This is a genomic window from Pseudomonas sp. H3_C08 (assembly GCF_054669455.1).
Genome location: NZ_CP162803.1, coordinates 6,170,215 through 6,194,279 on the forward strand (window position 1 = coordinate 6,170,215; position 24,065 = coordinate 6,194,279).

The following is a 24,065-nucleotide window of genomic DNA, read 5'->3' on the forward strand; positions in this document are numbered from 1 at the left end:
ACGAACGAAGGCGACCCAAGGGTCGCCTTCGTGCTTTCTGTCATTGCTAAACCTTGGCAGTGACCACCATTTTTTTCGCGTGGGCCAGGGATTCCTTGGTCAGATCGATGCCGCCGAGCATCCGTGCCACTTCTTCTATGCGGTCACTCTTGCTCAGTTTGGAAACGGCAGTGTGCGTCGCCTCTTCACCGCGCACCTTGTGCACGAACAGATGCTGATGGCCTTGCGCGGCCACTTGCGGCAAGTGCGTGACAGTCAGTACCTGGCCGCGATCGCCGAGACGGCGCAACAGTTGGCCGACAATTTCTGCGGTCGGGCCACCGATGCCGACGTCCACTTCGTCGAATACCAGAGTCGGAACACGGGATGTCTGTGCGGTGATGACCTGAATCGCCAGGCTGATCCGTGACAGCTCACCGCCGGAAGCGACTTTCGCCAGCGCCTTCAGCGGCTGGCCCGGGTTGGCGCTGACCAGCAATTCGACCTGTTCCAGCCCGTTGGGCAATAACTCGTCGCTGCTGTTGGCCTTTAATTCGATGGTAAATCGACCACCAGGCATACCCAGCCGCTGGATCTCCTGCTCAACCGCGCTGGCTAGACTGCCGGCAGCCTGATGACGCAAATCGCTCAGTTCTCGGGCTTTCTCCTGGTAGTGGCGGGCGTAGGAGGCCAATTCTTCACCCAGGCGCTCAATGGATTCGTCATTGGCGTTGAGGGTTTCGATCTCATCCAGCAGTTTCTGCTGCATTTCGCCGACTTCGGTGGGTTGAATCCGGTGTTTGCGCGCCAGGGTATAAATAGCGTCGAGACGTTCTTCCAGATATTGCAGGCGCGCCGGATCGGCATCGAAGTTATCGAGGAAGCGATTCAGTTCGCCAACGGCTTCTTCGACCTGAATCTGTGCGCTGGTGAGCAAACTGCTCGCTTCGCCCAGTGCGCCAACGGAATTGTTCACGCTCGACAGGCGATTAAGGCTGGCGGTCAGTGCATTCAATACATTGCCGGAATCGCTTTCGCTGCATTGTTCGACCACTTGCCGACAAATGCCCAGCAAGGTTTCGGCGTTGGTCAGGTTTTTGTGTTCCTGCTCAAGTTGCTCCAGCTCGTTATCACCGAGGCCGAGGTTTTCCAGCTCTTCAAGTTGATAGCTCAGCAATTGATGGCGGGCGCGTTGTTCGTCGCCGGAATTGGAGAGGCGCTCCAGCTCCTGGCGAGTCTGGCGCCAGCGCTGGGCGGCGAGCTGAACCTGGCGGGCCAGGTCGGTAGCGCCGGCGTACTCGTCCAGCAGGCGGCGGTGAGTATCGGTTTTCAGCAGGGACTGGTGTTCATGCTGGCTATGGATATCGATCAACAACTCGCCCAATGACTTGAGGTCGCCGAGCGGGCAGGGGGTGCCGTTGATGTAGCCGCGTGAACGACCTTCGGAGGTGATCACCCGGCGCAGAATGCACGGGCCGTCGGTCTCCAGGTCACGCTCGGCCAGCCATGCGCTGGCTTCAGGGATGTCCGCCAGATCGAAGGTCGCGAGGATGTCGGCCTTGTCGGCGCCGGGGCGCACCACGCCGCTGTCGGCACGATCGCCGAGGGTCAGGCCCAGCGCGTCGAGCATGATCGACTTGCCGGCGCCGGTTTCACCCGTGATCACGCTCATCCCGCGATCAAGTTCGAGATCGAGATGTTCAACGATGGCGTAGTTATGTACGGACAGGTGCACCAGCATAAAGGCCGCTCCCAAGCTAAAGGTCTGGTTATTTATACAGTGTTTTGTTTCGTGCTGACAATGCCCTCCCTTAGGTCGATTTGCTTGAACCGAAAATCTGCTTAGCGCATTGAGGAATGAAGATTCGACACTTTTTTGTAGGGTTAATGTTTGAAGGCCCTTGAAGCCTGATTTTGCGGCCCCATATATCGGGGCAGAAGCGCGAGTCAGGCTCGCGGACGAAATTGAAAGGAGAATTCTATGGCTGACGAACAGACAGTAGATACGCAAAACCCAGAAGCCAATCAGGCGCCCGAAGGTTCGGGTGATGACCTGGCGACCCGTGTACAAGTGCTCGAAGAGCAATTGGCCGCCGCGCAGGATCAATCTCTGCGTGTTGCTGCCGATCTGCAGAACGTCCGTCGCCGTGCCGAGCAGGACGTCGAGAAGGCGCACAAGTTTGCCCTGGAAAAATTCGCCGGCGACCTGTTGCCAATCGTCGACAGCCTGGAGCGCGGCCTTGAGCTTTCGAATCCGGACGACGAAAGCATTCGTCCGATGCGCGAAGGCATCGAGCTGACGCTGAAGATGTTCCACGACACCCTCAAGCGTTATCAGCTGGAAGCGATCGATCCGCACGGCGAACCGTTCAACGCCGTTCAGCATCAGGCGATGGCCATGCAAGAAAGCGCCGACGTAGAACCGAACAGCGTTCTGAAGGTGTTCCAGAAGGGCTACCAGCTCAACGGTCGCCTGCTGCGTCCGGCCATGGTTGTGGTCAGCAAGGCGCCTGCGCCAATTTCGCCTTCGATTGACGAGAAGGCTTGAAATTAGCCGCAAGGCCCCCATTTAGAAGTCAAGCGTTTAAGTATTACCGCAGTCAGCCACCACTGCTGCGGCAAAAAAATCCAAAGTTTCGGGAGAGTTAACATGGGCAAAATTATCGGTATCGACCTGGGGACCACCAACTCCTGCGTCTCCGTGCTGGAAAACGGCAAAGCAAAAGTTATTGAAAACGCTGAAGGCGCGCGTACCACGCCGTCGATCATCGCTTACGCCAACGATGGCGAAATTCTGGTAGGTCAGTCGGCCAAGCGTCAGGCTGTGACCAACCCGCACAACACTCTGTACGCGGTGAAGCGTCTGATCGGTCGTCGTTTCGACGAAGAAGTTGTGCAGAAAGACATCCAGATGGTCCCTTACAAGATCGTCAAGGCTGACAACAACGACGCCTGGGTTGAAGTGAACGGCCAGAAAATGGCACCGCCACAAATCTCGGCTGAAATTCTGAAGAAGATGAAGAAGACCGCCGAAGACTACCTCGGCGAGACCGTGACCGAAGCGGTGATCACCGTTCCGGCCTACTTCAACGACAGCCAGCGTCAGGCGACCAAAGACGCCGGCCGCATCGCTGGTCTGGACGTAAAACGCATCATCAACGAACCGACCGCAGCTGCTCTGGCTTACGGTATGGACAAGGCCAAGGGCGATCACACCGTGATCGTTTATGACCTGGGTGGCGGTACTTTCGACGTTTCCGTGATCGAGATCGCTGAAGTTGATGGCGAGCACCAGTTCGAAGTTCTGGCCACCAACGGTGACACGTTCCTCGGCGGTGAAGACTTTGACATTCGTCTGATCGACTACCTCGTTGACGAATTCAAGAAAGAAAGCGGCATGAACCTCAAAGGTGACCCGCTGGCCATGCAGCGCCTGAAAGAAGCCGCTGAGAAAGCCAAGATCGAACTGTCGTCCGCTCAGTCGACCGACGTCAACCTGCCGTACATCACTGCAGACGCGACCGGTCCTAAGCACCTGAACGTGAAGATCTCGCGTGCCAAGCTCGAAGCACTGGTTGAAGACCTGGTTCAGCGCACCATCGAACCTTGCCGCATCGCCATGAAAGACGCCGGTCTGGACGTTGGCGCGATCAACGACGTGATTCTGGTCGGTGGTCAGACCCGTATGCCGCTGGTACAGAAGCTGGTTACCGATTTCTTCGGTAAAGAAGCTCGTAAAGACGTTAACCCGGACGAAGCTGTTGCCATGGGTGCTGCGATTCAGGGCGCTGTTCTGGCTGGTGACGTGAAAGACGTTCTGCTGCTCGACGTCAGCCCGCTGACCCTGGGTATCGAAACCATGGGTGGCGTGATGACCGCGCTGATCGAGAAAAACACCACGATTCCTACCAAGAAATCGCAAGTGTTCTCGACTGCTGACGACAACCAGGGCGCTGTGACCATTCACGTTCTGCAGGGCGAGCGTAAGCAAGCCACTCAGAACAAGTCCCTGGGCAAGTTCGACCTGGCCGACATTCCACCTGCTCCACGTGGCGTGCCGCAGATCGAAGTGACCTTCGACATCGACGCTAACGGCATCCTGCACGTTGGTGCGAAAGACAAGGCCACCGGCAAGACCCAGTCGATCGTGATCAAGGCCAACTCCGGTCTGTCCGACGAAGAAATCGAGCGCATGGTGCGTGACGCCGAAGCCAACGCTGAGGAAGACCGCAAGTTCGAAGAGCTGGCCGCTGCCCGTAACCAGGGTGACGCACTGGTTCACTCGACGCGCAAAATGATTGCTGATGCGGGCGACAAAGTCACCGCCGAAGAGAAGACTGCGATCGAGGCTGCTGTGGTTGCTCTGGAAGCCGCTGTCAAAGGCGACGACAAGGCCGCTATCGAAGCCAAGGTTGAAGAGCTGTCGAAAGTCTCCGCTCCGGTTGCTCAGAAGATGTACGCCGAACAGGCGCAGCCAGCTGATGGCGCAGCCCCGCAAGGCGAATCGGCTGAGAAGGCTGACGACGTTGTCGATGCAGAGTTCGAAGAAGTCAAAGACCACAAGTAAGTTGTTGGTCGGCCGGTTGACTGCCTTTAGGCAGTGACTGGTAGGATGTCGCCGCGCGGGAGCTAGCTCCCGCGTTGGCGTATCTGGAATACGCGAATTTTTACAGCATGCGACAAGGTTCGGATGTTGGCGGTATGGCCGGGAATGCTCCTGCTTTTCGCGCCGCAAGTACCGCAAGAAACAAAGACCAGGATCGTTGAATTGACGTGAGTTGGGTCCGGGCCTGTATTGGGGCTCAACGAGTTTGGCCATCCTCAGGAGGGGTTTGCCGAACGTCCTCAAGAGTGCAGAAGACTTATGGCAAAGCGTGACTATTACGAAGTGTTGGGTGTTGAGCGCGGCTCAAGCGATGCGGACCTGAAGAAGGCTTACCGTCGTCTGGCGATGAAGCACCACCCGGACCGTAATCCCGATGACAAAGCGTCGGAAGAAATGTTCAAAGAGGCCAACGAGGCCTATGAAGTGCTGTCCGACTCGAGCAAGCGTGCGGCGTACGATCAGTACGGCCATGCCGGCGTCGACCCGAGCATGGGTGGCGGTGGCGCCGGTTTCGGCGGTCAGAACTTCTCGGACATCTTCGGTGATGTCTTCAGTGATTTCTTCGGTGGCGGTCGCGGCGGTTCCCGTGGCGGCGCTCAGCGTGGCAGCGACTTGCGCTACACCCTGGAACTGAATCTGGAAGAAGCGGTGCGCGGCACGTCGGTGAATATCCGTGTTCCGACACTGGTCAACTGCAAGCCGTGCGATGGCTCGGGCGCCAAGAAAGGCTCCTCTCCATCGACGTGCCCGACTTGCGGCGGCATCGGTCAGGTGCGCATGCAGCAGGGCTTCTTCTCGGTGCAGCAAACCTGCCCGCGTTGCCATGGTCAGGGCAAGATCATTTCCGATCCGTGCGATTCCTGCCACGGTGACGGTCGCGTTGAAGAGTACAAAACCCTGTCGGTCAAAGTGCCGGCCGGCGTCGATACCGGTGACCGCATTCGTCTGTCCGGCGAAGGCGAAGCGGGTACGCAGGGCGGCCCGACGGGCGACCTGTATGTGGTTATCAATGTCCGCGAGCACGACATCTTCCAGCGTGATGGCAAACATCTGTTCTGCGAAGTGCCGATCAGCTTCGTTGATGCGGCGCTGGGCGGCGAGCTGGAAATTCCGACCCTCGACGGTCGCGTCAAACTGAAAATCCCTGAAGGCACCCAGACCGGCAAGCAATTCCGTGTACGCGGCAAAGGTGTGGCGCCGGTGCGTGGAGGTGGTGCGGGCGACTTGATGTGCCGCGTGGCAGTCGAGACCCCGGTCAACCTGAACCGTCGTCAGCGCGAACTGCTGGAAGAATTCCGCAGCTCGCTGGCGGACGACAATAGCCATTCGCCGAAAACCACCGGTTGGTTCGACGGTGTGAAGCGCTTCTTCGGCGATCTGTAAGGAGTCGGCATGCGACGTATAGCTGTGATGGGCGCTGCTGGGCGCATGGGCAAGATTCTGGTCGAGGCCGTGCAGCAGCGCGCGCCGCTGACCGGGTTGACCGCTGCCGTGGTTCGTCCGGGCAGCACGCTGATCGGCGTCGATGCCGGTGAGCTGGCCTCGCTGGGTCGCATCGGCGTGCCTTTGTCCGGTCATATCGAGGCGGTCGCTGAAGAGTTCGACGTATTGATCGACTTCACCCTGCCGGAAGTGATGCTGAAAAATCTTGCGTTCTGCCGCAAGGCAGGTAAGGCCATGGTTATCGGTACCACTGGCCTCGACGCTGGGCAGAAGCAGTTGCTGGCCGAGGCGGGCAAGGATATTCCGATCGTGTTCGCGGCCAACTTCAGTGTCGGTGTCAATCTGTCGCTGAAGCTGCTCGACATGGCGGCGCGCGTGCTGGGTGATGATGCGGATATCGAAATCATCGAAGCCCATCACCGGCACAAGATCGATGCGCCGTCGGGTACGGCGTTGCGCATGGGTGAAGTGATTGCCAGTGCGCTTGATCGTGATTTACAGAAAGTCGCGGTGTACGGTCGTGAGGGTCATACCGGCGCTCGTGAGCGTGAAACCATCGGTTTTGCCACTGTGCGTGGTGGTGATGTGGTCGGTGATCACACCGTGTTGTTCGCCTGCGAAGGTGAGCGCCTGGAGATCACGCACAAGGCGTCTAGCCGTATGACGTTCGCCAAGGGCGCGGTGCGTGCGGCGCTGTGGCTGGATGGTCGCGAGCCGGGTCTGTACGACATGCAAGACGTGCTCGACCTGCGTTGATACACTGCTGAACCCGGCGCAAACGCCCTGTTTGCGCTGGTTTTTCTCCGCTCGGCGACGACCTGTCGCATTCTCCGGCCTTTTCGGCTCTTTAGCGGTGGACCAAAAAAGGCTTTTTCTGTAAGCTACAGCTTTAGTGTGTCCACTAAAAGCGCGCAGAATAATTCAGTGAAGAAGCGGGGTGACGTGTCCATACGTCACTCCGCTTTTTTACAACCTGCGATCGCCCTTTCATGCGTTATTTACGGGAGGTCTTCTTGACTAAGCCAGCCATACTTGCCCTTGCTGATGGCAGCATTTTTCGCGGCGAAGCCATTGGTGCCGACGGTCAAACCGTTGGTGAGGTGGTGTTCAACACCGCAATGACCGGCTATCAGGAAATCCTTACCGATCCTTCCTACGCCCAACAGATCGTTACCCTGACTTACCCGCACATCGGCAACACCGGCACCACGCCGGAAGATGCCGAGTCCGACCGCGTCTGGTCCGCTGGCCTGGTCATTCGCGACCTGCCGCTGGTAGCGAGCAACTGGCGTAACACGATGTCCCTGTCCGACTACCTGAAAGCCAACAACGTTGTGGCAATCGCCGGTATCGACACCCGTCGCCTGACCCGCATCCTGCGTGAAAAAGGCGCACAGAACGGCTGCATCATGGCCGGCGACAACATTTCCGAAGAAGCGGCAATCGCCGCTGCGCAAGGTTTTCCGGGCCTGAAGGGCATGGATCTGGCGAAAGTCGTCAGCACCAAGACCCAATACGAATGGCGCTCGACTGTCTGGGATCTGAAAACCGACAGCCACGCGACCATCGACGCTTCCGAGTTGCCATACCACGTGGTTGCCTATGACTACGGCGTCAAGGTCAACATCCTGCGCATGCTGGTCGAGCGCGGCTGCCGCGTCACCGTGGTGCCTGCCCAGACTCCAGCCGCTGATGTGCTGGCACTGAAGCCGGACGGCGTGTTCCTGTCCAACGGCCCTGGTGATCCGGAGCCGTGCGACTACGCGATCAAGGCGATCAAGGAAGTCCTGGAAACCGAAATTCCGGTATTCGGTATCTGCCTCGGTCACCAACTGCTGGCTCTGGCCTCCGGCGCCAAGACCCTGAAAATGGGCCACGGCCACCACGGTGCTAACCACCCAGTGCAGGATCTGGACACTGGCGTCGTGATGATCACCAGCCAGAACCACGGTTTCGCGGTAGACGAAGAAACCCTGCCAGCCAACGTGCGTGCGATCCACAAATCGCTGTTCGACGGCACCCTGCAAGGCATCGAGCGCACCGACAAGAGCGCGTTCAGCTTCCAGGGTCACCCTGAAGCGAGCCCGGGCCCGAACGACGTCGCGCCACTGTTCGACCGCTTCATCAACGAGATGGCCAAGCGACGCTAAGCGTTCGCCTTGAGACTGTAGAGAGAAGCCCTCGAGGGCGGCCCCGACACCGGTGGCCCCCTTGAGACTTCAGAAATCGATCAAGACGGCTTGCCGACTGACCTGCGGATTTGAGTGACAAACCTATGCCAAAACGTACAGACATTAAAAGCATCCTGATTCTCGGCGCTGGCCCGATCGTTATCGGCCAGGCCTGCGAATTCGACTACTCCGGCGCCCAGGCCTGTAAAGCCCTGCGCGAAGAGGGTTACCGCGTCATCCTGGTGAACTCCAACCCGGCCACCATCATGACCGACCCGGACATGGCCGACGCGACCTACATCGAGCCGATCAAGTGGCAGACCGTTGCCAAGATCATCGAAAAAGAGCGTCCGGACGCGGTGCTGCCAACCATGGGCGGCCAGACTGCTCTGAACTGCGCCCTGGATCTGGAGCGCGAAGGCGTTCTGGAGAAGTTCGGCGTAGAGATGATCGGCGCCAACGCTGACACCATCGACAAGGCTGAAGACCGTTCGCGTTTCGACAAGGCGATGAAATCCATCGGCCTGGCGTGCCCGCGTTCCGGTATCGCCCACAGCATGGAAGAAGCCAACGCGGTTCTCGAAACCCTGGGCTTCCCGTGCATCATCCGTCCGTCCTTCACCATGGGCGGCACCGGTGGCGGTATCGCGTACAACCGTGAAGAGTTCGAAGAAATCTGCGCCCGTGGTCTGGACCTGTCGCCGACCAAAGAGCTGCTGATCGACGAATCGCTGATCGGCTGGAAAGAATATGAAATGGAAGTTGTCCGCGACAAAAAGGACAACTGCATCATCGTCTGCTCGATCGAAAACTTCGACCCGATGGGCGTGCACACCGGTGACTCGATCACCGTAGCTCCTGCGCAAACCCTGACCGACAAGGAATACCAGATCCTGCGTAACGCCTCGCTGGCGGTACTGCGTGAGATCGGCGTCGAGACTGGCGGTTCCAACGTTCAATTCGGTATCTGCCCGAACACCGGCCGTATGGTCGTGATCGAAATGAACCCGCGTGTATCGCGTTCCTCGGCCCTGGCTTCGAAAGCCACCGGTTTCCCGATCGCTAAAGTCGCGGCCAAACTGGCTGTGGGTTACACCCTCGACGAACTGTCGAACGACATCACCGGCGGCAAGACCCCAGCGTCCTTCGAGCCGTCGATCGACTACGTCGTCACCAAGCTGCCACGCTTCGCCTTCGAGAAGTTCGCCAAGGCTGACGCACGCCTGACCACGCAAATGAAGTCGGTCGGTGAAGTCATGGCCATCGGCCGTACCTTCCAGGAATCCCTGCAGAAAGCCCTGCGCGGTCTGGAAGTCGGCGTTTGCGGTCTGGACGAGAAGCTCGACCTGAGCAACCCGGAAAGCATGAGCGTGCTCAAGCGCGAACTGACCGTGCCGGGCGCCGAGCGTATCTGGTACGTGGCAGATGCTTTCCGCGCTGGCCTGTCGGTCGAAGACATCTTCGGCATGAACATGATCGACCCGTGGTTCCTGGTGCAGATCGAAGATCTGATCAAGGAAGAAGAGAAGGTCAAGACCCTCGGTCTGTCCGCTATCGACCGCGACCTGATGTTCAAGCTCAAGCGTAAAGGCTTCTCCGATCAGCGTCTGGCCAAATTGTTGGGCGTGACCGAGAAGAACCTGCGTACTCATCGCCAGAAGCTGGAAGTGTTCCCGGTCTACAAGCGCGTTGACACCTGCGCCGCCGAGTTCGCCACTGACACCGCTTACCTCTACTCCACCTACGAGGAAGAGTGCGAAGCTGCGCCGTCGGGTCGCGACAAGATCATGATTCTGGGCGGTGGTCCGAACCGTATCGGCCAGGGCATCGAGTTCGACTACTGCTGCGTTCACGCTGCTCTCGCCCTGCGCGAAGACGGCTACGAAACCATCATGGTCAACTGTAACCCGGAAACCGTTTCCACCGACTACGACACTTCCGACCGTCTGTACTTCGAACCGGTAACTCTGGAAGACGTGCTGGAAATCTGCCGCGTCGAGAAGCCGAAAGGCGTGATCGTCCAGTACGGCGGCCAGACTCCGCTGAAACTGGCTCGTGCCCTGGAAGCCGCTGGCGTGCCGATCATCGGCACCAGCCCGGACGCCATCGACCGCGCTGAAGACCGTGAGCGTTTCCAGCAAATGGTTGAGCGCCTGAACCTGCGTCAGCCGCCAAACGCCACCGTGCGCAGCGAAGACGAAGCTGTTCGTGCCGCCGCGAAAATCGGTTATCCGCTGGTGGTGCGCCCGTCCTACGTACTGGGCGGCCGCGCGATGGAAATCGTTTACAAGGAAGACGAGCTCAAGCGTTACCTGCGTGACGCGGTGCAAGTGTCCAACGACAGCCCTGTGCTGCTCGACCACTTCCTCAACTGCGCCATCGAAATGGACGTGGATGCGGTCTGTGACGGCAAAGATGTGGTGATCGGCGCGATCATGCAGCACATCGAACAGGCTGGCGTTCACTCCGGTGACTCCGCGTGCTCGCTGCCGCCGTACTCGCTGCCGGCGCACATCCAGGACGAGATGCGCGAACAGGTTAAGAAAATGGCTCTGGAACTGGGCGTTGTCGGCCTGATGAACGTGCAGTTGGCGCTGCAAGGCGAAGACATCTACGTCATCGAAGTCAACCCGCGCGCTTCCCGTACCGTACCGTTCGTGTCGAAGTGCATCGGTGTCTCCCTGGCGATGATCGCTGCCCGCGTGATGGCCGGTAAGACCCTGAAAGAAATCGGCTTCACCAAAGAAATCATCCCGAACTTCTATAGCGTGAAAGAGGCGGTGTTCCCGTTCGCCAAGTTCCCTGGCGTTGACCCGATTCTCGGCCCAGAGATGAAGTCGACCGGTGAAGTGATGGGCGTCGGTGACACCTTCGGTGAGGCATTCGCCAAAGCCCAGATGGGCGCCAGCGAAGTGCTGCCGACCGGCGGTACTGCATTCATCAGCGTGCGTGACGACGACAAGCCACTGGTTGCAGGCGTGGCCCGCGATCTGATCAACTTGGGCTTCGAAGTGGTAGCCACTGCCGGCACTGCCAAGCTGATCGAAGCCGCAGGCCTGAAAGTGCGCCGTGTGAACAAAGTGACTGAGGGTCGTCCGCACGTGGTCGACATGATCAAGAATGACGAAGTCACCCTGATCATCAACACCACTGAAGGTCGTCAGTCGATCGCTGATTCGTACTCCATTCGTCGTAATGCCTTGCAGCACAAGATTTACTGCACAACCACTATTGCTGCTGGCGAAGCTATCTGTGAAGCGCTGAAGTTCGGTCCTGAAAAAACCGTGCGCCGCTTGCAGGATCTACACGCAGGATTGAAGGCATGATCAAATACCCAATGACCGTCCAGGGCGCCAAAGCCCTGGAAGAAGAACACGCTCACCTGACCAAGGTCGTCCGTCCGAAGCTCAGCCAGGACATTGGTACGGCTCGCGAGTTGGGTGACTTGAAGGAAAACGCTGAATACCATGCTGCCCGCGAACAGCAAGGCATGGTCGAGGCGCGGATTCGTGATATCGAAGGCCGGATTCAGAATCAGGTCATCATCGATGTCACGACCATTCCGCACACTGGCAAAGTGATTTTCGGTACCACCGTCGAAATCGCCAATGTCGAGACTGACGAAAGCGTCACTTACCACATCGTGGGTGAGGATGAGGCTGACTTCAAACTTGGCAAGATTTCGGTCGGCTCGCCTTTGGCCCGTGCCTTGATTGGCAAGGAAGAGGGCGATGTGGTCGCCGTGAAAACGCCAAGCGGCGTGATCGAGTACGAGATTGTCGAAGTCCGTCACATCTGAAAAAGGGCGCCCGCTGCATGCGGGCGCCATGCTTTGGCAGCTGACCCAGATGCTTTGGGTTGGCGGTCTATGGCTGATTCATCTCGGTTTGCAGCCGGCGTTGGGCAAGATTGGCCTGGCACGGCTGCTGATCGATGAGGTGGCCAGTGCATTTGAAGTGCTGGTGGTAGGTTTTGCCGCCGTATGCGTTATTTTTCAGGCTTTGGTGCTGGTACAGGCCGAGGGCCTTGCCAGTCTATGGCGAGATTTTCGCGGTCAGGTGCTGCTGATGGCGTTGTATGCGTGTGCGATGTTTGTCGCAGTGCGTGTCGGCTGGCCGGATGCGCAGCGCTGGCAGGTCTTCAGTTATCTGGTTCTGGGTTTTTCCGGGCTGGTGCTGGTGATGCAGCCGGTGCCAGGATGGAGTGGCAGGGTGCGCGAAGCACACCCTTGACCCTTGTCATCACTTGAAGCGATGAACGTTCGACAGCTGCTTGTTGACGCTGAAGTTCTTGCGGTAAACCAGTGCCATCTTGCCGATGACCTGTACCAGGTCCGCTTTGCCGACCTTGCACAGTTCTGCGATATGCGCCAGGCGCGACTCGCGATCGAGGATGTTGAGCTTGATCTTGATCAGCTCGTGGTCCGCCAAAGCGCGTTCAAGTTCGGCTAAAACACCTTCAGTCAAACCGTTGTCAGCCACCGTCAAAACCGGTTTCAGGTGGTGGCCAATGGATTTGTACTGTTTCTTCTGCTCTGGAGTGAGCGGCATAATCTGACCCTTTCGTCTGGATTCTGTAAAATGGCGGCCATTTTACCCGAGGGCTCGTGGATCCGCCCAATTAATCACGACCCTAATCATCGAGGTGCCCAATGGCGCGTTCCAAGACAAGCCTTGGTTGGCTGAAACGACATGTCAACGATCCCTATGTGAAGCAAGCACAGAAGGATGGCTACCGCTCGCGTGCGAGCTACAAACTTCTGGAGATCCAGGAGAAATACAAGCTGATTCGTCCCGGTATGAGCGTTGTCGACCTGGGTGCGGCGCCCGGTGGCTGGTCGCAGGTGACTAGCCGGCTGATCGGTGGTCAGGGGCGTCTGATCGCCTCGGACATCCTGGAAATGGACAGCATTCCGGACGTGACTTTCATTCAGGGCGATTTCACCGAGGACGAAGTGCTCGGGCGAATTCTCGAAGCCGTGGGTAATTCGCAGGTGGACCTTGTGATTTCCGATATGGCCCCCAATATGAGTGGTACGCCTGAAGTGGATATGCCGAAAGCCATGTTCCTTTGCGAGTTGGCGCTTGATCTGGCGGAACGGATCCTCAAGCCGGGTGGAAATTTTGTGATCAAGATTTTTCAGGGCGAAGGGTTTGATGTTTACCTGAAGGACGCTCGCAAAAAGTTCGACAAGATCCAGATGATCAAACCAGACTCCTCTCGTGGCAGCTCACGTGAGCAATACATGCTGGCTTGGGGTTACCGCGGTCGTAGCGAGTAAAACGAGGTTTTTTGGTGGGGTGATAGGTTTTTCGTATTTCGCTCCGCGTGCATAAGCGAATATTGTGTAGAAAGTGTTTCACAAAGGGTTACAGACGGCGCCTGCCAGAGTTGTAGGTAATGTAGTAAGTTAGGCCGGTGAATATCATGCGAAGCGCGCGCCAGTAGCGGAGCTTGCTTCAGAGGGTAGTTAATTGAACGATATGGCAAAGAATCTGATCCTGTGGTTGATCATCGCGGCTGTCCTGGTGACGGTGATGAACAACTTCTCCAGCCCTAACGAGCCGCAGACCCTCAACTATTCCGACTTCATCCAGCAGGTCAAGGATGGCAAGGTCGAGCGCGTAGCCGTTGATGGTTATGTGATTACCGGCAAGCGCAATGATGGCGATAGCTTCAAGACCATTCGTCCGGCAATCCAGGACAATGGCCTGATCGGCGACCTGGTCGACAACCACGTTGTGGTTGAAGGCAAGCAGCCTGAGCAGCAAAGCATCTGGACTCAATTGCTGGTAGCCAGCTTCCCGATCCTGGTGATCATCGCGGTGTTCATGTTCTTCATGCGCCAGATGCAGGGCGGTGCCGGCGGCAAGGGCGGACCGATGAGCTTCGGCAAGAGCAAGGCGCGCCTGCTCTCCGAAGATCAGGTGAAAACCACTCTGGCTGACGTTGCCGGTTGCGACGAAGCCAAGGAAGAAGTCGGCGAGCTGGTTGAATTCCTCCGTGACCCGGGCAAGTTCCAGCGCCTGGGCGGTCGTATTCCTCGCGGTGTGCTGATGGTCGGTCCTCCGGGTACCGGTAAAACCTTGCTGGCCAAGGCGATTGCCGGCGAAGCCAAGGTTCCGTTCTTCACCATTTCCGGTTCTGACTTCGTCGAGATGTTCGTCGGTGTCGGTGCCAGCCGTGTTCGCGACATGTTCGAGCAGGCCAAGAAGCATGCTCCTTGCATCATCTTTATCGACGAAATCGACGCCGTCGGTCGCCATCGTGGCGCCGGCATGGGTGGCGGTCACGATGAGCGTGAGCAGACCCTCAACCAGTTGCTGGTTGAGATGGACGGCTTCGAAATGAACGATGGCATCATTGTTATCGCTGCAACCAACCGCCCAGACGTCCTCGACCCAGCGCTGCTGCGTCCGGGCCGTTTCGACCGTCAGGTTGTCGTTGGTCTGCCAGATATCCGTGGTCGTGAGCAAATCCTCAAAGTACACATGCGCAAAGTGCCAATGGGTGACGACGTCGCTCCGGCCGTTATCGCGCGTGGTACTCCGGGCTTCTCCGGTGCTGACCTGGCTAACCTGGTCAACGAAGCGTCTTTGTTCGCTGCACGTAGCGGCAAGCGCATCGTCGAAATGAAAGAGTTCGAACTGGCCAAAGACAAGATCATGATGGGCGCCGAGCGCAAATCCATGGTCATGTCCGAGAAAGAGAAGCAGAACACCGCTTATCACGAAGCTGGCCACGCCATTGTCGGTCGCGTCGTGCCTGAGCATGATCCGGTCTACAAGGTGTCGATCATTCCACGTGGTCGTGCGCTGGGTGTGACCATGTTCCTGCCGGAAGAAGATCGTTACAGTCTGTCCAAGCGTGCGCTGATCAGCCAGATCTGCTCGCTGTACGGTGGCCGTATCGCTGAGGAAATGACCCTTGGTTTCGACGGTGTGACCACCGGCGCTTCCAACGACATTATGCGTGCCAGTCAGATTGCGCGAAACATGGTCACCAAGTGGGGCCTGTCGGAAAAACTCGGTCCGTTGATGTACGCCGAAGAAGAGGGTGAAGTGTTCCTCGGTCGCGGCGGTGGCGGTCAAGCTGCCAGCTTCTCCGGTGAGACAGCCAAGCTGATCGACTCCGAAGTGCGCAGCATCATTGATCAGTGCTACGGCACGGCCAAACAGATTCTCACGGACAACCGTGACAAGCTTGATGCGATGGCTGATGCGTTGATGAAGTATGAAACGATCGATGCTGAACAGATCGACGACATCATGGCGGGACGTACACCACGCGAGCCACGTGATTGGTCGGGGGGCACTGGTACACCACCACCTCCGGTGGTTCGTGACGAGCGTCCGGAAACACCGATTGGCGGTCCGGCTGCTGACGTTTAAGGTTTGAAATGACTTCTGTACAGTCCCTGACCCGGTTGCCTTGCGGCAACCGGGTTCTTGATTTGGCCCAGACGCATGTCATGGGTATTCTCAATGTCACCCCTGATTCTTTCTCCGACGGCGGCCAATACAGCCAGCTCGATGCGGCTTTGCGCCACGCCGAGGCTATGGTTGCAGCGGGTGCGACGCTGATTGATGTCGGTGGCGAGTCCACTCGCCCAGGCGCGCGCGCAGTGTCATCGCTCGAAGAGCTTGAGCGTGTGGCGCCGATCGTCGAGCTGATCAATCGCGAGTTGGATGTGATCATTTCGGTGGACACTTCTACGTCAGCCGTTATGCGCGAAACCGCACGATTGGGTGCCGGGTTGATCAACGATGTGCGGTCACTGCGGCGCGATGGCGCGCTGGATGCGGCGGCGGCTACGGGTTTGCCGGTGTGTCTCATGCATATGCTCGGTGAGCCTGGAGACATGCAGGACAATCCGCAGTATCAGGATGTCACGCGCGAAGTCGGTGATTTTCTAGCCGAGCGCATGGCGCAGTGTGCGGCGGCCGGTATTCCTGAGGGGCGGATCATTCTTGACCCGGGTTTCGGTTTCGCCAAAACCCTGCAGCACAACCTAAGCTTGTTCAAGCACATGGAAGCCCTCCATGCGTTGGGCCGGCCACTGCTTGTCGGTGTTTCCCGAAAAAGCATGATCGGGCAGGCCTTGAATCGTCCTGTCGGCGAGCGGCTGCATGGTGGTCTGGCACTGGCGGCGCTGGCATCGGTGAAGGGGGCGCGTATATTGCGCGTCCATGATGTAGCGGAAACGGTAGACGTGGTGCGCATGATCGCGGCCGTGGAATCAGCCGAATAAGAATGATGGAGCAGTTATGAGCAAGAAATACTTTGGTACTGACGGCATTCGTGGTCGAGTCGGTGAATACCCGATTACTCCTGACTTCATGCTCAAGCTCGGCTGGGCTGCCGGCATGGCGTTCCGCAAAATGGGCGCTTGCAAGGTGCTGGTCGGCAAGGACACGCGGATTTCCGGCTATATGTTCGAGTCGGCCCTTGAGGCTGGTCTGACATCGGCGGGGGCTGATGTGATGTTGCTGGGTCCTATGCCGACGCCGGCCATTGCCTATCTGTCGCGTACGTTTCAGGCTGAGGCCGGTATCGTGATCAGTGCCTCGCACAATCCGCATGACGATAACGGCATCAAGTTCTTCTCCGGTAAAGGCACCAAGCTGCCGGATGAGCTGGAGCTGATGATTGAAGAGCTGCTCGATGCCCCGATGACTGTGGTCGAGTCGAGCAAGATCGGCAAAGTGTCGCGAATCAACGATGCATCAGGTCGCTACATTGAGTTCTGCAAAAGCAGTGTGCCAACCGGAACCAGTTTTTCCGGTCTCAAGATCGTTATCGACTGTGCGCACGGTGCGACCTATAAGGTGGCTCCGAGTGTCTTCCGCGAGTTGGGGGCAGAAGTCGTCGTGCTGTCAGCGCAGCCAAACGGTCTGAATATCAATGAAAACTGCGGCTCGACCCATATGGGTCAGTTGCAGGCTGCGGTGCTCGCCGAGCATGCCGACCTGGGTATCGCTTTCGATGGTGATGGTGATCGGGTGCTGATGGTCGATCACACTGGCGCCATCGTCGATGGTGATGAATTGCTGTTTATCATCGCTCGTGATCTGCATGAGCGGGGCAAATTGCAGGGCGGTGTCGTTGGTACCCTGATGAGTAATCTGGGGCTGGAACTCGCGCTGGCGGATCTTTCGATTCCATTTATTCGTGCCAATGTCGGCGACCGTTACGTGATTGCCGAGTTGCTTGAACGCAACTGGCTGGTCGGCGGAGAAAACTCGGGGCATATCGTTTGCTTCAATCACACCACGACCGGTGATGCGATCATCGCTGCGTTGCAGGTGCTGATGGCGCTGAAGACCCGTAATGAAGGTTTGGCGCAAACCCGCCAGGCATTGCGCAAGTGCCCTCAGGTACTGATCAATGTGCGTTTTGGTGGTGGCGAAAGTCCGCTGGAGCACCCGGCTGTCAAGGAGGCCAGTGCGCGCGTCACCCAGGCAATGGCGGGACGCGGGCGCGTGCTTTTGCGCAAGTCCGGGACAGAGCCTCTGGTGCGGGTAATGGTCGAAGGCGAGGATGAAACCCAGGTTCGCAACTACGCCGAAGAGCTGGCAAAACTGGTAACTGAAGTTTCTGCCTGATACGGCTTGCAAGCCATGATTGTGTTGGGTAACATCTGCGCCCACTTTGACCGACGAGGTACAGCATGCGTCGCCCTATGGTAGCTGGTAACTGGAAGATGCACGGTACCCGCGCCAGCGTCGCTGAGCTGATCAACGGCCTTCGTCATCTGGCCTTGCCAAGCGGTGTTGATGTCGCGGTATTCCCGCCTTGCTTGTATATCAATCAAGTGATTGATGGCTTGAAAGGCAAATCGATTTCGGTCGGTGCGCAGAATTCTGCGGTGGAATCCATGCAAGGTGCATTGACCGGTGAGATTGCACCGAGTCAGTTGGTGGATGCAGGTTGTTCCCTTGTGCTTGTCGGGCACTCCGAACGCCGCCAGATAATGGGTGAGCGAGACGGGATGCTGAATCGCAAGTTTGCAGCGGCACAGGCATGTGGCTTGATTCCGGTGTTGTGTATAGGGGAAACCCTTGAGCAACGCGAAGCTGGAAAAACTCTTGAGGTTGTCGGGCGTCAGCTGGGCAGCATCATCGAGGAGCTGGGTGTAGGTGCTTTTGCCAAGGCAGTCATCGCTTACGAGCCTGTCTGGGCCATTGGTACCGGACTGACTGCAACGCCGCAACAGGCTCAGGATGTGCATAAAGCCATTCGCGAGCAGTTGGCGGCAGAGAATTCTGAAGTCGCACGAGGTGTGCGCCTTCTATACGGCGGCAGCGTGAAGGCGGCCAATGCGGTCGAACTGTTCGGCATGCCGGATATCGATGGGGGGCTCATTGGTGGAGCTTCCCTGAATGCAGATGAGTTCGGTGCGATCTGTCGCGCCGCGGGAAACTGAAAAAATGCTGGAAACAGTCGTAGTCGTTTTTCATCTGCTGGGTGCATTGGGCGTAGTTGCTCTGGTTTTGCTGCAGCAGGGTAAGGGTGCGGACGCTGGCGCGTCTTTCGGAGCAGGTGCTTCAAATACTGTGTTCGGAAGCCAAGGTTCCTCTACCTTTCTTAGTAAGTTTACTGCTATACTTGCCGCCGGTTTCTTCATAACCAGCTTGGGGTTAGGTTACTTTGCTAAAGAGAAGGCTCATCAGCTGACTCAGGCAGGTCTCCCAAATCCAGCAGTGTTGGAAGTGCCTAAGCAACAACAACCGGCTTCTGATGATGTCCCGGTGCTTCAAGAGCAAAAGTCGACTACTCCAGCGACTGACGTACCTCCAGCTCAAGAGCAGAAGTAAGAAGGGTTTCAACGTAGTTTTGCCGAGGTGGTGGAATTGGTAGACACGCAACCTTGAGGTGGTTGTGCCCATAGGGTGTAGGGGTTCGAGTCCCCTTCTCGGTACCAATTAGTCAGGAGAGCCCGCTGTTGCGGGCTTTCTTGCAGGTGGAAGGTTACATTGACCCTATAAGGGATCGGTCGTATACTTCCGCCCCAGCTTTGTCGCGGGGTGGAGCAGTCTGGTAGCTCGTCGGGCTCATAACCCGAAGGTCGTCGGTTCAAATCCGGCCCCCGCAACCAGTTTAAGGAGCCCCTTTTAAGGGGCTTTTTGTTAGCTGGACACTTTCAACGCCGCTGTTCGACGGCGTTTCAAGGATGGGCGTTAAGCCCATTTTTTTATTTTGCAAAGCATGCACATATCATGCACTAGGGGGTTCAGGTGTCGAGCAAGCTAGAAGAGTTGCAGGCCTTGCTGGCCCCGGTGGTCGTGGCCCTGGGCTATGAATGCTGGGGTATCGAGTTTTCGGCTCAGGGTCGTCACTCGATGTTGCGCGTTTATATCGATAAAGAGGGTGGCGTGCTGGTGGACGATTGCGCCATTGTCAGCCGTCAGATCAGCGGTGTACTGGATGTTGAAGATCCAATTTCCGTTGAATACACCCTCGAAGTTTCCTCGCCTGGCATGGAGCGCCCACTGTTCACTCTTGAGCAGTTTGCAAAATTTGCCGGTGAACAAGTGAAGATCAAGCTGCGCTCGCCTTTTGAAGGTCGACGCAACTTTCAGGGCCTTCTGCGCGGTGTAGAAGAACAGGATGTCGTGGTGCAGGTAGACGACCATGAGTTCCTGTTGCCGATCGATATGATCGACAAGGCCAACATTATTCCCAGTTTTGACTGAGACGCGGATCCCGCGGATCCAATGGCTTGCGAAAGGCGAGGCGTACGATGAGCAAAGAAGTACTGCTGGTTGTTGAGTCGGTATCCAATGAAAAGGGCGTACCGGCAAGCGTAATTTTTGAAGCGCTGGAGCTGGCTCTGGCCACTGCTACCAAAAAGCGTTTTGAAGACGAAGTAGACCTGCGTGTGGAGATTAATCGCCACACCGGTTCTTACGAAACTTTCCGTCGCTGGACGGTCGTTGAAGAGAATGATCTCGACGATCCGGCCATCGAAACCTGGCCAACCAAGGTTGCTGAAACGCATCCTGGCGCCAAGGTTGGCGACGTCGTTGAAGAAAAGATCGAATCCATCGAGTTCGGCCGCATCGCTGCACAGACTGCCAAGCAGGTCATCGTGCAGAAAGTTCGCGAAGCCGAGCGCGCTCAAGTGGTCGACGCCTATCGCGAGCGCCTGGGAGAAATCATCTCCGGCACCGTGAAAAAAGTCACCCGCGACAACGTGATCGTCGATCTGGGTAACAACGCTGAAGCGTTGCTGGCCCGTGAAGACATCATTTCTCGCGAAACTTTCCGTGTCGGCGTGCGCCTGCGTGCGCTGCTCAAGGAAATCCGCACCGAGAACCGCGGCCCGCAGCTGATCCTGTCGCGTACCGCGCCGGAAATGCTGATCGAGCTGTTCCGCATCGAAGTGCCGGAAATTGCCGAAGGCCTGATCGAAGTAATGGCAGCGTCCCGTGATCCGGGTTCGCGCGCCAAGATCGCCGTCCGCTCCAAGGACAAACGCATCGACCCGCAGGGCGCTTGCATTGGTATGCGCGGTTCGCGCGTCCAGGCAGTGTCGGGCGAGTTGGGCGGTGAGCGTGTTGATATCGTCCTGTGGGATGACAACCCGGCTCAGTTCGTGATCAACGCCATGTCCCCGGCTGAGGTTGCGGCAATTATCGTTGACGAAGATGCCCATGCAATGGACATCGCCGTTGGCGCAGACAATCTGGCTCAGGCCATCGGTCGAGGTGGTCAGAACGTGCGTCTGGCGAGCCAGTTGACTGGCTGGACCCTGAACGTGATGACCGAATCGGACATCCAGGCTAAGCAGCAAGCAGAAACCGGCGACATCCTGCGCAACTTCATCGACGAGCTGGAAGTCGACGAAGAACTGGCTCAGGTGCTGGTAGATGAAGGCTTCACCAGCCTGGAAGAGATTGCCTACGTACCGTTGGAAGAAATGCTCAACATCGACGGCTTTGACGAAGATATCGTCAACGAGCTTCGCGCTCGTGCCAAGGATCGTTTGTTGACCAAAGCCATCGCTACTGAGGAAAAGCTGGCAGACGCCCATCCGGCCGAAGACCTGCTCTCGCTTGAGGGTATGGACAAGGATTTGGCGATGGAACTGGCGGTGCGCGGCGTAATTACCCGCGAAGACCTGGCCGAGCAGTCTATTGACGACCTGCTCGACATCGACGGCATTGACGATGATCGTGCCGGCAAGTTGATCATGGCCGCCCGAGCCCACTGGTTCGAGTAATTAGGCGCGGCCTGAGGAGAGAAGTGCATGACGCAAGTCACGGTGAAACAACTGGCCGATGAGGTCAAAACACCGGTAGAGCGCCTGTTGCAGCAGATGCGTGAGGCAGGTCTGCCGCACACCGCCGCCGAAGAAAATGTGACTGACAGTGAGAAGCAGTCCCTGCTGACTCACTTGAAAAGCAGCCACAAGGCGAAAGTGGAAGAACCACGCAAGATCACGCTGCAGCGTAAAACCACCAGCACCCTGCGTGTTGCTGGCAGCAAAAGCATCAGCGTTGAAGTCCGCAAGAAGAAAGTTTTCGTACAGCGCAGCCCGGAAGAAATCGAAGCCGAGCGCAAGCGTGAACTGGATGAGCGTCGCGCAGTAGAAAATGCTGCCCGTCAGAAGGCTGAAGAAGAAGCCAAGCAACGCGCCGAAGTAGAAGCGCGTAATCAGCCTGCTGCTGCGCAGAACGCTACCAGCGACGCCGTTGCGGCGCCGGCTGCAGTTGCCGAACCTGTTCGCGAAAGCGCACCGGTGGTTGCCGCTGCTCCAGCTCCGTCTGCTGACGTTCGCAACAAGCAGAACGAACAGCGCCGTCCGGACAAGCCACGTGCTGACGATAACAATCGTCGCAGCGGTGGCGGTGATGGCGAGCGCAAAAACGCTCCGCATCGCGCCTCGGTCAAAGAAAAAGCGCCGGCTCCACGCGTGGCACCACGCACTACCGACGAAGAAAGCGATGGCTTCCGTCGTGGTGGTCGCGGCAAGGCCAAGCTGAAGAAGCGCAACGCACACGGTTTCCAGAGCCCAACCGGCCCTGTCGTGCGTGATGTGCAGATCGGCGAGACCATCACTGTTGGCGATCTTGCCAATCAGATGTCGGTCAAGGCTGCTGAAATCATCAAGTTCATGTTCAAACTGGGTACTCCAGCGACCATCAACCAGGTGCTTGATCAGGAAACTGCTCAACTGGTAGCCGAAGAACTGGGCCACAAAGTGACCCTGGTCAGCGACACCGCCCTGGAAGATTCCCTGGCCGAGTCCCTGAAGTTTGAAGGTGAGTCGTTCTCCCGTGCGCCAGTCGTGACCGTAATGGGCCACGTTGACCACGGTAAAACGTCCCTGCTCGACTACATCCGTCGTGCCAAGGTAGCTGCTGGCGAAGCCGGCGGTATTACTCAGCACATCGGTGCATACCACGTTGAAACCGAACGCGGCATGGTCACTTTCCTCGACACCCCGGGTCACGCCGCGTTTACCGCAATGCGTGCTCGTGGTGCCAAGGCGACCGACATCGTGATCCTGGTGGTTGCAGCGGACGACGGCGTGATGCCGCAGACCATTGAAGCTGTTCAGCACGCTGTAGCGGCTGGCGTTCCACTGGTTGTAGCAGTGAACAAAATCGACAAGCCGGGCGCCGATCTCGATCGCATCCGTAGCGAACTGTCGGTTCACGGCGTGACTTCCGAAGAGTGGGGCGGTGATACGCCGTTCGTTCCGGTTTCGGCGAAAGTCGGTACTGGCGTGGACGAGTTGCTTGAAGCCGTTCTGCTGCAAGCTGAAGTTCTCGAACTGAAAGCAACTCCATCGGCTCCTGGCCGTGGCGTTGTGGTTGAATCGCGTCTCGACAAAGGTCGTGGCCCGGTGGCAACCGTTCTGGTTCAAGACGGTACCCTGCGCCAAGGCGACATGGTTCTGGTCGGTTCGAACTATGGCCGCGTGCGTGCCATGCTCGACGAGAACGGCAAGCCAATCAAAGAAGCCGGTCCATCCATCCCTGTCGAGATCCTCGGCCTGGACGGTACCCCGGACGCTGGCGACGAGATGAGCGTGGTTGCTGACGAGAAGAAAGCCCGTGAAGTGGCTCTGTTCCGTCAAGGCAAGTTCCGCGAAGTCAAACTGGCTCGCGCTCACGCCGGCAAGCTGGAAAACATCTTCGAAAACATGGGTCAGGCCGAGAAGAAGACGCTCAACATCGTCCTCAAATCCGACGTCCGTGGTTCGCTGGAAGCGTTGAACGGTGCCTTGAATGGCCTGGGCAACGACGAAGTACAAGTGCGTGTAGTCGGCGGCGGCGTTGGTGGTATCACCGAATCCGACGCTAACCTGGCACTGGCTTCCAACGCTGTACTGTTCGGCTTCAACGTGCGTGCCGATGCTGGCGCTCGCAAGATCGTCGAGCAGGAAGGTCTGGATATGCGTTACTACAACGTGATCTACGACATCATCGAAGACGTCAAGAAAGCCCTGACCGGCATGCTCGGCAGCGATGTTCGCGAGAACATCCTGGGTGTGGCCGAAGTGCGTGACGTGTTCCGTTCGCCGAAGTTTGGCGCGATCGCAGGCTGCATGGTGATCGAAGGTGTTGTGCACCGTAACCGTCCGATCCGTGTACTGCGTGAAGACATCGTTATCTTCGAAGGCGAGCTGGAATCCCTGCGCCGCTTCAAGGATGACGCTTCCGAAGTACGTGCCGGCATGGAATGCGGTATCGGCGTGAAGAGCTACAACGACGTCAAAGTCGGCGACAAGATCGAAGTCTTCGAGAAGGTTCAGGTTGCTCGCAGCCTCTAACTCGCACACTTCAGGAGCCGTGATGGGCTGCCGTACTCAACGGTGCGGCGCATCACCCGGACTCTAAACGCAACGCCCGGTC

Annotated in this window: 19 protein-coding genes and 2 tRNA genes; 19 read left to right on the top strand and 2 right to left on the bottom strand. The window is 57.7% G+C overall.

Going from position 1 to position 24,065, the window contains the following annotated elements; translation table 11 throughout:
• Window positions 1–46: 46 nt before the first annotated feature.
• Entirely contained in the window at window positions 47–1,720 is a 1,674-nt protein-coding gene (gene recN, locus AB4N74_RS27975; RefSeq protein WP_460097873.1) for a DNA repair protein RecN, read from the bottom strand.
• Window positions 1,721–1,960: 240 nt separating this feature from the next.
• On the opposite strand from recN, the gene grpE reads away from it, so the two are divergent.
• From grpE to AB4N74_RS28015, 8 genes are all read left to right on the top strand, one after another.
• Complete coding sequence (gene grpE, locus AB4N74_RS27980; protein ID WP_007915219.1) at window positions 1,961–2,527, top strand: nucleotide exchange factor GrpE; 567 nt, start codon at window positions 1,961–1,963, stop codon at window positions 2,525–2,527.
• A gap of 102 nt (window positions 2,528–2,629) precedes the next feature.
• Complete coding sequence (gene dnaK / locus AB4N74_RS27985; protein WP_007915221.1) at window positions 2,630–4,546, top strand: molecular chaperone DnaK; 1,917 nt, start codon at window positions 2,630–2,632, stop codon at window positions 4,544–4,546.
• A gap of 297 nt (window positions 4,547–4,843) precedes the next feature.
• Window positions 4,844–5,968 (top strand): molecular chaperone DnaJ, encoded by a 1,125-nt coding sequence (gene dnaJ, locus AB4N74_RS27990; RefSeq protein WP_016986506.1) that lies wholly within the window; start codon window positions 4,844–4,846, stop codon window positions 5,966–5,968.
• Window positions 5,969–5,977: 9 nt separating this feature from the next.
• Entirely contained in the window at window positions 5,978–6,784 is an 807-nt protein-coding gene (gene dapB, locus AB4N74_RS27995) for a 4-hydroxy-tetrahydrodipicolinate reductase (protein WP_460097874.1), read from the top strand.
• Between the two features lie 257 nt (window positions 6,785–7,041).
• Entirely contained in the window at window positions 7,042–8,178 is a 1,137-nt protein-coding gene (gene carA, locus AB4N74_RS28000) for a glutamine-hydrolyzing carbamoyl-phosphate synthase small subunit (protein ID WP_007915228.1), read from the top strand.
• 125 nt (window positions 8,179–8,303) lie between these two features.
• The gene (carB, locus tag AB4N74_RS28005) at window positions 8,304–11,525 is read left to right on the top strand and encodes a carbamoyl-phosphate synthase large subunit (protein WP_007915231.1); all 3,222 of its coding nucleotides are present in this window, start codon (window positions 8,304–8,306) and stop codon (window positions 11,523–11,525) included.
• On the top strand, window positions 11,522–11,998 hold the full coding sequence (greA, locus tag AB4N74_RS28010) for a transcription elongation factor GreA (protein ID WP_003221530.1): 477 nt from the start codon (window positions 11,522–11,524) through the stop codon (window positions 11,996–11,998). Before carB ends, greA begins: the two co-directional genes overlap by 4 nt.
• A gap of 28 nt (window positions 11,999–12,026) precedes the next feature.
• Entirely contained in the window at window positions 12,027–12,431 is a 405-nt protein-coding gene (locus AB4N74_RS28015; protein ID WP_460097875.1) for an MFS transporter, read from the top strand.
• 9 nt (window positions 12,432–12,440) lie between these two features.
• Here AB4N74_RS28015 and AB4N74_RS28020 read toward each other — a convergent pair whose 3' ends face one another.
• Window positions 12,441–12,749, bottom strand: a complete 309-nt coding sequence (locus tag AB4N74_RS28020) for a YhbY family RNA-binding protein (protein WP_003221534.1) — start codon at window positions 12,747–12,749, stop codon at window positions 12,441–12,443.
• Between the two features lie 101 nt (window positions 12,750–12,850).
• On the opposite strand from AB4N74_RS28020, the gene rlmE reads away from it, so the two are divergent.
• From rlmE to infB, 11 genes are all read left to right on the top strand, one after another.
• Entirely contained in the window at window positions 12,851–13,480 is a 630-nt protein-coding gene (gene rlmE, locus AB4N74_RS28025; protein ID WP_007915237.1) for a 23S rRNA (uridine(2552)-2'-O)-methyltransferase RlmE, read from the top strand.
• Between the two features lie 202 nt (window positions 13,481–13,682).
• On the top strand, window positions 13,683–15,590 hold the full coding sequence (ftsH, locus tag AB4N74_RS28030; RefSeq protein ID WP_016986501.1) for an ATP-dependent zinc metalloprotease FtsH: 1,908 nt from the start codon (window positions 13,683–13,685) through the stop codon (window positions 15,588–15,590).
• 8 nt (window positions 15,591–15,598) lie between these two features.
• On the top strand, window positions 15,599–16,450 hold the full coding sequence (gene folP / locus AB4N74_RS28035; RefSeq protein WP_460097876.1) for a dihydropteroate synthase: 852 nt from the start codon (window positions 15,599–15,601) through the stop codon (window positions 16,448–16,450).
• Window positions 16,451–16,466: 16 nt separating this feature from the next.
• Window positions 16,467–17,804 (top strand): phosphoglucosamine mutase, encoded by a 1,338-nt coding sequence (gene glmM / locus AB4N74_RS28040; protein ID WP_257357000.1) that lies wholly within the window; start codon window positions 16,467–16,469, stop codon window positions 17,802–17,804.
• A 65-nt stretch (window positions 17,805–17,869) separates the two neighbouring features.
• A complete protein-coding gene (tpiA, locus tag AB4N74_RS28045) occupies window positions 17,870–18,625 on the top strand; it encodes a triose-phosphate isomerase (protein ID WP_016986498.1) in 756 nt (251 codons plus the stop codon).
• 4 nt (window positions 18,626–18,629) lie between these two features.
• Window positions 18,630–19,016 (top strand): preprotein translocase subunit SecG, encoded by a 387-nt coding sequence (gene secG / locus AB4N74_RS28050; protein ID WP_460097877.1) that lies wholly within the window; start codon window positions 18,630–18,632, stop codon window positions 19,014–19,016.
• Between the two features lie 21 nt (window positions 19,017–19,037).
• Window positions 19,038–19,123: transfer RNA gene (locus tag AB4N74_RS28055), tRNA-Leu, on the top strand.
• Window positions 19,124–19,220: 97 nt separating this feature from the next.
• Window positions 19,221–19,297: transfer RNA gene (locus AB4N74_RS28060), tRNA-Met, on the top strand.
• Window positions 19,298–19,436: 139 nt separating this feature from the next.
• Window positions 19,437–19,895: a ribosome maturation factor RimP gene (rimP, locus tag AB4N74_RS28065; RefSeq protein WP_007915250.1), complete on the top strand. Its 459-nt coding sequence runs from the start codon at window positions 19,437–19,439 to the stop codon at window positions 19,893–19,895.
• A gap of 47 nt (window positions 19,896–19,942) precedes the next feature.
• A complete protein-coding gene (gene nusA, locus AB4N74_RS28070) occupies window positions 19,943–21,424 on the top strand; it encodes a transcription termination factor NusA (protein ID WP_093435760.1) in 1,482 nt (493 codons plus the stop codon).
• A gap of 27 nt (window positions 21,425–21,451) precedes the next feature.
• Window positions 21,452–23,983: a translation initiation factor IF-2 gene (gene infB / locus AB4N74_RS28075; protein WP_095119526.1), complete on the top strand. Its 2,532-nt coding sequence runs from the start codon at window positions 21,452–21,454 to the stop codon at window positions 23,981–23,983.
• Window positions 23,984–24,065 lie beyond the last annotated feature (82 nt).